Raw genomic sequence first — 9,412 nt, forward strand, 5'->3', positions numbered from 1 at the left:
CTTGGATGCGTTCGGGTTCTACCAAAATTTCGAATACATCTGTATTTATTACAACATAGCTAATTATTTTATTACTGACATCCCAATAAAATGCTGCCTTAACTTCCATGGCAATGGCTCCGTAGAATACCGATCAGTATAAATATAGAACATTTGGAGTTGCTTAGCCTCAAATTAACCCAATCACAAAATTAAGCCCTCCTGAGAGGGCTTAGTACCTTGAAAAAACATGTGTTTCTCCATTTGCTTCCACTGAACAGTAATCACTAATAAACAGATCGCGGGCAAACGCCTCACAATCAAAATAGCAAATTAGATTGTTCGGTATCGCACTGCTATAGCATTCTTCAAAAATATGCCAGGCAAAATCAACTTCGGAATCATAAGAACCATGATAATAATCATTTATCATCTGTTCTGCTTCATCTAGCCCATACTCACTTAACAGAACTTGCCCTAGCTCCCCATGCTCGCTCATAAACTCAACATATTGAATGATGGTTTCCAAATCTTCGAACTCGCTGATCCTGAGGCTACCAAATCCCTCATAATCATGAATCGCGTATTCCTCTGCGTATTCAATAGGACTCTCCGATAGCATCTCCTGAATTTGCTCATCAATAATTACTTTGCCTTGGCTGGCATCAATCCATTTGCCATGCAAAATACCCTCAATGTAAGAGGCCAAACAAGCAACATAAATGCTCGGGCTTATCATGAGTTGTTCTCCTTAAAATAGAGAGCAGCCTCACACAGGAGAATGCTCCCGTGTGGGTTATGATGTTAAAGTTTTTCGTCTGTTGAATCATCAAGCAACATACCTCGCATCTGTGCCATATGGCTTTCAGCAGTACTGCTTGTAGTTGATTTGCAATCATTGGTTTTATCAAGCAAGTGGATATTACTCACTACAATACTGAGTGACTGACGACCTTTCCCTTCTTTGTCAGTCCACAGGTTGGATCGCAGCTTGCCTTCAATAAAAATCAAGCTGCCTTTGTGTAGAGAGTTAATAATTCTGCTTTGATCTCCAAAAATCACAAGATTGTGCCATTCCACATGAGTTTTCCATTGGTCATTCTGTTTGAATGACTCATTGGTCGCTAATGTAGCGGTAACAAACGAAAAACCGTCCTTGTTAGTGATTGTCTTTGGTTCTGATCCTAGATTACCGATGAGTTGGACACGATTTAATGAGGTCGTCATAATGAGCTCCTGTTGTTAAATAAAAGCACAACAGGCAACTTCCGCATTGGCAGTTATCTGTTATGCGGAAATAATGAATGAATCAACTTACGATTAATCTGAGAGTACCGATTCGAGTTTTCGCGCTGGAAATAAGTGCTTCCAGTTTTTGAAAACTCGTTTCAGCATTCAGGGCGTCCTCTATAGACAGCTGGTGTCTAAATCCATGCAGGTCATCGATACACCATGCCAATTCAACCAGTAGATGTTCAATGACCAAAGTGGGTGAATCTTGTTTTTGCATTGTATTTCTCCTTTTTGTAAAAAGGAGGATTAATCCCCAGAAGGGATTTAAATCCCCCATGGGTTATGCAATGAGCAACCACAAAATTTCGGTTGATTTTGCCAGACTGTTAATGAAGTATGCCTACAGCATTTCATCAGCAAATTGCTGTGAAACAATCCATGAAGTGAATTCTTCTATGACAGCAAGAACTCCAATTTCCCGACTGAACGTTCTGCCATAGGATTAGGGAACGAAGATGGCATTTCACAAGACCGTGTAGCGGTTTCGCCGGAATTACACAGGCTCATCAGTTGTGTCGATTTTGATTTTATCAAGTGAAATATTGAAAGCAATATCTCATTTGAGCCTGTAATTAAATGAACCTGATTGATAGCTAATTTATTATTATCCTAGGTAGGTCTTATGTGTTGCAACACATAAGATTTATTGTGGTTAGTAGAATATTATGTGCAGTACCACTAATTTTTCTTTATTTTTCAATGTCTGTTTTCGAAATCACTACACATAATATTTTAATAATGGATGAGCTCTACTACGAAAGTGTACATCTTGCCTAGACTTATAATGATTGTAGCCATTTGAGCAACGATTTATTTTCCTTCCATGATGGTAATTTGGGTATCGGTCCTGGTGTGACTTTCTCAAGGGCAGCACGTTTCATTTCAAGATTAGCTCTGGCATAGATTTCCGTGGTTTTAATATCAACGTGGCCTAAGAAATCACGAATAATATCTAATGAAACACCACCCTGTAGTAAATGCATGCCTTTAGTATGTCGCAAACTATGTGGACTGATTGACTGATTAAACTCAGTATGTTGTTGGCGCATCTGCTGTACATATTTCTGGAAAATATAGCGCACCCCTGATCGTGATAAACGCTTTCCATGGTGACTTGTAAATAAAGGATGTGTAAATTTATCAGGTGTGTTTAGCTGACGCTCCTGTAAATAACCTTGCAAAAGCTCAACTGTGTTTTGCATCAATGGCACGATACGTACTTTTCTTCCTTTACCAAAAATGCGAATTTGAGCAGGATTTGTTAGTCGCAAATCACCGACTGAAATGTCAATTAATTCTTGCACGCGAGCACCTGTATCATAAAGTACACTTAATATCACAGCATCACGTCGACCTTCTTGTGTACTTAAATCAGGTTGAGCCAGTAGCGCTGTCAGGTGATCTTTAGACAGATACCCAACTGTTTCGCGTACAAATCGTCGTAATGGTATCGATATAATTTTTTGGCATTGAAATAAATGCTCAGGTGACTCCCCTTGAAGATAACGGAAGAATGCATGTAGCGTCGCCAAACGATGATTTAGTGTGTAAATTTTGCAATGGCGTTCTTTCTCAATATAATCCAGAAATGATTCAACTAAACCAACGTCAATATGTTCAAGCCTCAGTTTTTCTAATGGAATCCCTTTAATATCTCGGCAAAACTTTAAGAGTATAATAAATACATCCCGATAGGCTTTAACCGTATTAGGACTTAAATTACGTTTGCCAATAATATAGTCAGTTAAAAAATGAGTTAAGTGAATGGATAAGTCAGTGGGTTTCATGATTACCTCCAGCGCGGTAAAACACCGCCAAATTGTTTGTTCATACGTTCAGTCAAATTGGGGAATAACTCTGCTGTTAAATGCAGATATTTTTGTGTTCCTGTAAAATCTTGATGACCAAGATAAGTAACTAATAAAGGCAATTTTGCATTTAAATCAGCTCCTTCTTCATACCATTGAATAAGCCGGTGCACTGCAAATGCATGACGAAGATCGTGGACTCTGGGTCCCTTGCCGCGACCAGCGTGCGGTATCTTGCATTGATACAGGAGCTTGCGGAATTGAAAATAAATTCCTGATTCACTTAAAGCTGTTTGTCCTGATGAAGGAAAAAAGAAAGCCTCATTTGTTTGTTTTTCTAATAAAATGTTAGCTATTTGTTCAGAATAAACTCTCAGTCGTTCAACCATATCCAGTGCTGGTGGCACCAACCGATCTTTATCATGCTTCGCTTTGCGAACCGTGATAACGCCTTGAGTTAAATCCACGTCACCTACACGCAAATTCAATACTTCATTCACGCGAAAGCCACAGCTATATAGCAAACGAAAAATTTCTGGCATAACAAGATGTCGCCATGGCGTTTTTGCAGTTGGTTTAATTTGGTCTGCTGCATGAATCAGCTTACCGATTTCTTCTCGTGTAAAAATATAAGGCAAGAAGGTATAATCTCTTGGTGTGCCAAATTGAACAGGTACAATATAAGCTGGATAGCCTAGTCTCACCATCATGCTGGCCAGTTGGCGAATTAAGCTAATGCGGCGCTGATGGGTTGAGGCTTGCTCCTTTGGAAATTTCTCCAACCAATGCAACACCAGATCTTCAGGCAAAGTCATTTCTCTGAGGGTTGTTTGACAGAGAAACTGATCAAAGTGATTTAATATTCTTGGTGCTTCATTGTATTGAAGACCACAAGCCCGTTTTTCCTGGATAAACTGTTTAATCAGTGGTGCAAGAGGACTATAAAATTCAACATCATTAGATGTGTTGGACATGGCTTACCCCCTCTAAGGATATGGCAACTTCGCGTAACATTTCGATACTGGACTTGGCGTAAATCATCGTACTAATCGCTGAGGAATGACCTAAGATATTAGAAATGACAGGGAACGGAGTGCCTTCTTCCAAGAGATAGGTTGCTAAACTATGTCGCAATGAATGTAACCCTTGATGTTGTTTTGTTCTAAATTTAATGCCTGCTAAATCGCGCCAATATTTGACGACTTGATACAAACGAGCTCCTTTGCTAAAAGGCACAGACTTTGGCGCCATTCGCAGAAATACTTGTCGGTAGTGCGTTTTAGGTCTGCCAAGTTGAATGTAATCAATCAACGCATTACCTACCTCCTCAGTTAAAGGTAAGATTAACGGTTGTTGTGTTTTTGATTGTATAAGAGACAACGTCTCAGCTTCCCAATCAATTTGATCCAGTGTTAAATCACGAATGTCACCAGTTCTCAATCCCAATCGGCAAGCTAATAAAAGAATCGCATAATCTCGTTTGCCTTTAGGTGAGCTGCGATCAACCGCTGATAACAATTTAACTATCAAGTCTCTATCCCAGGTAGAAGGAATCTTGGCATCGCGTGGAACATGAACGGCCGGAAGTGCCTTGCTAATATCCCGTGTAATAAAATCACGCAAAAATAAGTACTTTAAGAACTGTCTAATATCAGACACAATCCTGGAAACAGTTCTATTACTAAATCGCCATAGTGAACAAATAAAGAGAGATAAATGTTGTGGTTGGATTTGTTCGAACGTTTGGATACCTTGTTTTGCAACAAAATCCAGCAGAATCCCAACTTGCCTTATTCGCTCGTTGATACAATATTCGCCAATGTATCTTTTTTCTTCGCAGTATTTTACATACTCATTCAGTACCTTCTTCATGTCTTGTGGGATATTGAGCTTTAGTATTAACGTATGAATTCGTTCAAAATAGCCATAACGTGCAAATTGCCAAAGAATCTTTAAATTATATTCAGCATGTTTGCGCCAACCTGATTTTTTACGAGTTAATTCTTCTGAATTAATACCATAATGATCCAGAAATTTGATGATCAATTTCTGTGTCAGCTTATCTTCATAATCGTGCTGTTTGGCAAATTTGATTAAGCGATTCCAAGTTGATTGATAGCGACGTATCGAGCGCCCATTATAATGTAGTGATTGGAGCTGGCTTAATGCACCAAAAACGAGCTCATCCAGGGATGGTTTCTTTGGTGTGGAATTATTTTGTTTCATGACTATCTCCGCAGTTTACAGCAGCCACTTTGGCTGCCTAACAGAAATAGTATGGGATATTATGTGCAGTAACTTTTGGTTACTTCCATGTTAAATAAGGTTTTTATTTGGCTACTGCACATAATCACCTACTAACCACAATAGATTTTGGTGATGGCAAGTCTAGAATGGCCTAATTCGCGGCTTATGATTTCACGAGCTTTGAGATCAATGGCTTTTTCATAGCAGTTTAATAGTTTACGTGATTTTCCACCATTTATAGGACAAATTAATCCTTTACCCTGATGATCAAACACCTTGGTTAATTCATGATAACGTTTTTGGGCATAAGCATGACGCAAGCCATGACATTTGTTAATGCCCATTAGCTTTGTTTGGGCTTGGTAACAACTCAGGTGTTGTTTGTAGGTTCTACTCACTGGAATGAGAGATTGTCCTTTAGGTACTTGTTGTACAGCGTTTAATATCCACTGCCGTTGTTCTTCGTTCGTAATGGGGAGGATTCGGCCAATGCCTCCTTTTGTCCAGCTGGGCTTGATTTTTAATTCATTGCCTTGCCAGGCCTCGCTGAGCCTAATCTTCATTGATTCTTCGCGGCGCAGACCAAAGAGTGTCTGAGCCTCTAACGATAGACGAATAAGAGGCTCTGTGCATCGGGAAAAATCGATATGATGGATTGCCTTATTCACAGTTGGAGCGTAGCTGCGCCGACTAATTTGATAACTATCATTGCTGGGTTTGACTAATTGAGGTTTATCCAACAAGACTGCAACTTTACGCAATTTAGACATGTAGTTTTTAAGTGTTGCGGGATTCTTGCCTTGTTTCTGCCAATGATCGACAAGTACATAAACGTGTTTTGGTTTTAAACCATTAATGTGGCCTAATTTATAGCCCAATTCATGCAAATCTTTTATGCAACGGTTTAACATATGGCGCATGTCGGCTTTGCTTGCAAAAGAGTAGCCCTTTAGGTCTTTAAGGCATTCGTTGATTGAATAATGTGCATTTCGCAATTTGGTATTACTCATTGAGATACAACCACAATGTATTGCGTGACTTAATGCCCAATTCATCACGAATGAGCCAATTCGTCTGGTAATGCCCTAAAATCGGAGATAATTCTTTATTTAGGGTTTGCGCGTACAGATAGCGATAATTTTTATTAGAAGGCAGTTTGCATTTGGTTAATTCTTCCCGCCAAAGCCTGCGTAACTTGTCATAGCCATGGAGGTGTAATAGGGATTGATTACCTTGGGTCAATTGAATCAACTCAGACAGAGTACGCTTCTGAATCTCATTACGTATTGGGATTGTCCTGTCTAAGGAGTTAAAGGCAATTTCTCGTGTAATCCAAAGCCTGTGTTCGCGGAAATGAATATCTGGAATAAAATGTATTGCTTCGCTAAAAGTAAGCCCAAAATTAACTTGCATTGCCATAACGAGGCAGACTGATTTCTCAGTGAAAAGTTGAAGGAATTTGCTATTAATTTTTGCTTTACTTTTTAATGGGTATTGGCGAATTAATCCAAGAGTCTTATTGTCAATATCGAGTAAGTGACAATTCATATCACTTAAAAAATTACGAATGATTGTCATGTAGCGCATTATTGTCGCAGGCTTTAATTTCTGCTTTTGCCAATGTGAAATTAATTGATGGATGTGAGTAGAATTAAGTGTTTTAAACGAAGATGGGATATTGTCAATAATAAATAACCCGTCAATCATTTTATGAATAACAAAGGCGCGATGTTTTTTATCCCTGTAGCTTCCCCGATTTTCCGTTTTTAAATACCGGTTTGCCGCTTGTCTCAAAGAATATTTTCGCATCATCCAATCCGGAAAAAATTACTTGCCCTGACTTTGGTTTAGTGTTGGTCGAGCGGCTCACTCAAAGGCGATACCCGGCTTGCGCTGTATGCTCGATTAGCGGGCAAATCAATCGTTATAAGGCAAACGATATGGCCGGCTTTGACACCAGATTTTGAGGTTTTTTCTCCTTTTGGTTAATTAATTTTAATGCAAGTAATACTTTGCACCTGATCCTTGGTCATTACTGAAATGTTCGTGACTTCAAATTCCGAAGAATTTGCTTTGCTTTGAAGCAAAGAATCCATGAGGGTTCCCGACTTGACGTCCAGCCACTGAGTTAGGGAGCAGGGGTGGCTTATCACAAGACCTAGAAGGTTTCGCCTTACAGGCTCATCAGTTGTGATAGGTAAAAACTATCAAAATGGTGCTTGCGTGGCAAGGCTTATAGTGGGGAAATTTTGTCCTGACGCGTGTGGCGCGCCAGGACAAAATTAGATAGGTTATTGAATTTAAATTATAAATTTAAATGGTTTGTTCTGCGTCACTGCTGAGATGCAGTGACGCAGGGCATTAATTGTCTATAATAGAATGAAAGGATTTGCTATCCACAAAATATTGAGGTGGGAGTAGGGAATGAGTTATTTTAAAAAATACTCAGAGCTATTAAAAATTCGAGAAAGTTTGACACCTAACTCAGGGTTAAGACGGGGTCAAGTTGGAGCATTATATGCTTTAGCTGCTCATTTTATAGAAAATAATGACCCCGCAATAATTTCACTACCAACAGGTTATGGTAAAACAGCTGTATTTATAGCTATATGTTTTCTTGTACAAGCAAAGCGTGTATTAATTGTAACCCCTACTAATTTACTAAGAATCCAGACAGCAAAAGCATTCGAAACATTAGAAATATTACGCAGATTAAATGTTCTTCCTAGCGAAAATGAGTTAATTGGTCCGAAAGTGATAACCATAGATCATCGCATAAATTCAATGAAAAGCTGGAAAGAATTAGAAAAATATGATGTAGCTGTATGTACTCCATCATCAGCAAGCCCTGAGCACATAGATATCCTGCAATTTCCGCAAAATCTTTTTGACTTAGTATTATTTGATGAAGGGCATCATACACCGGCTCGTACTTGGGCCGCATTCATTCGTGCAACTCCTAATGCATATCATGCCCTTTTCTCAGCTACTGCTTTCCGTAGAGATAAAAAGCAAATACCTGGGAAGCTCATTTTTCATTATTCCTTACATAAAGCAGTTGACGAAAAATCTTTTGGAAAAGTCCATTTTTGTCCAGTAAAAATTGATGACAATGCTTCGTTAAGAGAGCGTAATTTAGCACTGATCTACAAAGCGATAGAAATTTATCGACGCGATGCTAATACTGGATTGCAGCATCGCTTACTAGCCCGCACAGATAAAATTTCTGATGCTCAAATATTAGCTGATATGTATGTGAGTTTTGGTTTGAAAGTTGAAGCAGTGCATAGCAAAAAATCTAAGCAGCAGCTTATGAAAATTGAGCAAGAGCTTAATGAAGGGAAGTTAGATGGCATTGTATGTGTAGATATGTATGGCGAGGGTTATGATTTCCCAAAATTCAAAATTGCTGTGCTTCATAGGGTGCATAGATCATTAGTTCCAACACTTCAATTTGTTGGCCGTTTTACTCGAACAAACGATGAACATACAGGCACAGCTACCTTTATTGCAATAGAAAAAGATATAGAAGCAGAAAGCTCAGAGCTTAATCGTGATGGTGTAAATTGGGAAATTCTTATCGGAGATGCTGTTGAGAAGCAGTTAACAAAACAACAAGAGTTATCAATTTTTTTTGAACAAATGGGTGACTCATTTTCGCATTGCGAAGATATAAATTTTGATGCGTTTCGGTTTCCACAATCTATTGCCGTCTATAAAGTTAGAGAGATTCCCGATTTTTCAAAAATTAAAAAACATTTTACGTTATTTCCCATTATTTGGGCTTGGGAAAGTGATGACTGTAGTACTTTTATATTTTTATCAAAAATAGTTAGAACACCACTATGGTATAAGGATGAGCATTTAAAGGATGCAAGGCATGAGTGTTTTTTAATTAAATATTTTTCTAATTCAAATCTGATTTTTTTAACCGCGACTGAGCGAGCTGATGGTCATTATAAGAAATTGCTTGAATTGTGTGTAAATGGCAAAGCTGCTTCTCTTGCTTTTAAGGGTAATCCCCCCATATTTAACTGACATCAAAAATAGAGGTTTAAGCAGCTACTAAAGCCAGCTTCTGCCTT

The 9,412-nt window shown here is 38.7% G+C and carries 9 protein-coding genes; 1 reads left to right on the plus strand and 8 read right to left on the minus strand.

Annotated features, from left to right (window positions below; genetic code table 11):
• Positions 1 to 211: 211 nt before the first annotated feature.
• The 8 genes from Lery_RS14490 to Lery_RS14525 form a co-directional block, all read right to left on the minus strand.
• Entirely contained in the window at positions 212 to 718 is a 507-nt protein-coding gene (locus tag Lery_RS14490) for an antirestriction protein ArdA (RefSeq protein WP_058527931.1), read from the minus strand.
• Between the two features lie 65 nt (positions 719 to 783).
• Positions 784 to 1,206 carry a single-stranded DNA-binding protein gene (locus Lery_RS14495; RefSeq protein WP_058527932.1) on the minus strand — a complete coding sequence of 141 codons (423 nt, stop codon included), beginning with the start codon at positions 1,204 to 1,206 and terminating at the stop codon, positions 784 to 786.
• Positions 1,207 to 1,288: 82 nt separating this feature from the next.
• Positions 1,289 to 1,489 (minus strand): hypothetical protein, encoded by a 201-nt coding sequence (locus Lery_RS14500; RefSeq protein WP_058527933.1) that lies wholly within the window; start codon positions 1,487 to 1,489, stop codon positions 1,289 to 1,291.
• A gap of 562 nt (positions 1,490 to 2,051) precedes the next feature.
• Positions 2,052 to 3,059: a site-specific integrase gene (locus Lery_RS14505; RefSeq protein ID WP_028385239.1), complete on the minus strand. Its 1,008-nt coding sequence runs from the start codon at positions 3,057 to 3,059 to the stop codon at positions 2,052 to 2,054.
• A 2-nt stretch (positions 3,060 to 3,061) separates the two neighbouring features.
• Positions 3,062 to 4,054, minus strand: a complete 993-nt coding sequence (locus Lery_RS14510) for a tyrosine-type recombinase/integrase (RefSeq protein ID WP_028385240.1) — start codon at positions 4,052 to 4,054, stop codon at positions 3,062 to 3,064.
• On the minus strand, positions 4,038 to 5,306 hold the full coding sequence (locus Lery_RS14515) for a site-specific integrase (RefSeq protein WP_035922519.1): 1,269 nt from the start codon (positions 5,304 to 5,306) through the stop codon (positions 4,038 to 4,040). Before Lery_RS14515 ends, Lery_RS14510 begins: the two co-directional genes overlap by 17 nt.
• A gap of 131 nt (positions 5,307 to 5,437) precedes the next feature.
• Positions 5,438 to 6,337 (minus strand): phage integrase N-terminal domain-containing protein, encoded by a 900-nt coding sequence (locus tag Lery_RS14520; protein ID WP_058527934.1) that lies wholly within the window; start codon positions 6,335 to 6,337, stop codon positions 5,438 to 5,440.
• Positions 6,330 to 7,136 (minus strand): phage integrase N-terminal domain-containing protein, encoded by an 807-nt coding sequence (locus Lery_RS14525; protein WP_058527935.1) that lies wholly within the window; start codon positions 7,134 to 7,136, stop codon positions 6,330 to 6,332. Before Lery_RS14525 ends, Lery_RS14520 begins: the two co-directional genes overlap by 8 nt.
• Positions 7,137 to 7,751: 615 nt before the next feature.
• Between Lery_RS14525 and Lery_RS14530 the strand changes: the two genes are divergently transcribed.
• Entirely contained in the window at positions 7,752 to 9,365 is a 1,614-nt protein-coding gene (locus tag Lery_RS14530) for a DEAD/DEAH box helicase (protein ID WP_058527936.1), read from the plus strand.
• The last annotated feature ends 47 nt before the right edge of the window (positions 9,366 to 9,412 follow it).

This window comes from Legionella erythra, from assembly GCF_001467615.1.
Lineage (GTDB): Bacteria > Pseudomonadota > Gammaproteobacteria > Legionellales > Legionellaceae > Legionella_C > Legionella_C erythra.

What these genes read in the sequence shown, in the direction of transcription:
- Lery_RS14490 (WP_058527931.1), bottom strand. Translation starts at nt 718, where the DNA reads ATGATAAGCCCGAGCATTTATGTTGCTTGTTTGGCCTCTTACATTGAG.
- Lery_RS14495 (WP_058527932.1), bottom strand. Translation starts at nt 1,206, where the DNA reads ATGACGACCTCATTAAATCGTGTCCAACTCATCGGTAATCTAGGATCA.
- Lery_RS14500 (WP_058527933.1), bottom strand. Translation starts at nt 1,489, where the DNA reads ATGCAAAAACAAGATTCACCCACTTTGGTCATTGAACATCTACTGGTT.
- Lery_RS14520 (WP_058527934.1), bottom strand. Translation starts at nt 6,337, where the DNA reads ATGAGTAATACCAAATTGCGAAATGCACATTATTCAATCAACGAATGC.
- Lery_RS14530 (WP_058527936.1), top strand. Translation starts at nt 7,752, where the DNA reads ATGAGTTATTTTAAAAAATACTCAGAGCTATTAAAAATTCGAGAAAGT.
- Lery_RS14525 (WP_058527935.1), bottom strand. Translation starts at nt 7,136, where the DNA reads ATGCGAAAATATTCTTTGAGACAAGCGGCAAACCGGTATTTAAAAACG.
- Lery_RS14505 (WP_028385239.1), bottom strand. Translation starts at nt 3,059, where the DNA reads ATGAAACCCACTGACTTATCCATTCACTTAACTCATTTTTTAACTGAC.
- Lery_RS14515 (WP_035922519.1), bottom strand. Translation starts at nt 5,306, where the DNA reads ATGAAACAAAATAATTCCACACCAAAGAAACCATCCCTGGATGAGCTC.
- Lery_RS14510 (WP_028385240.1), bottom strand. Translation starts at nt 4,054, where the DNA reads ATGTCCAACACATCTAATGATGTTGAATTTTATAGTCCTCTTGCACCA.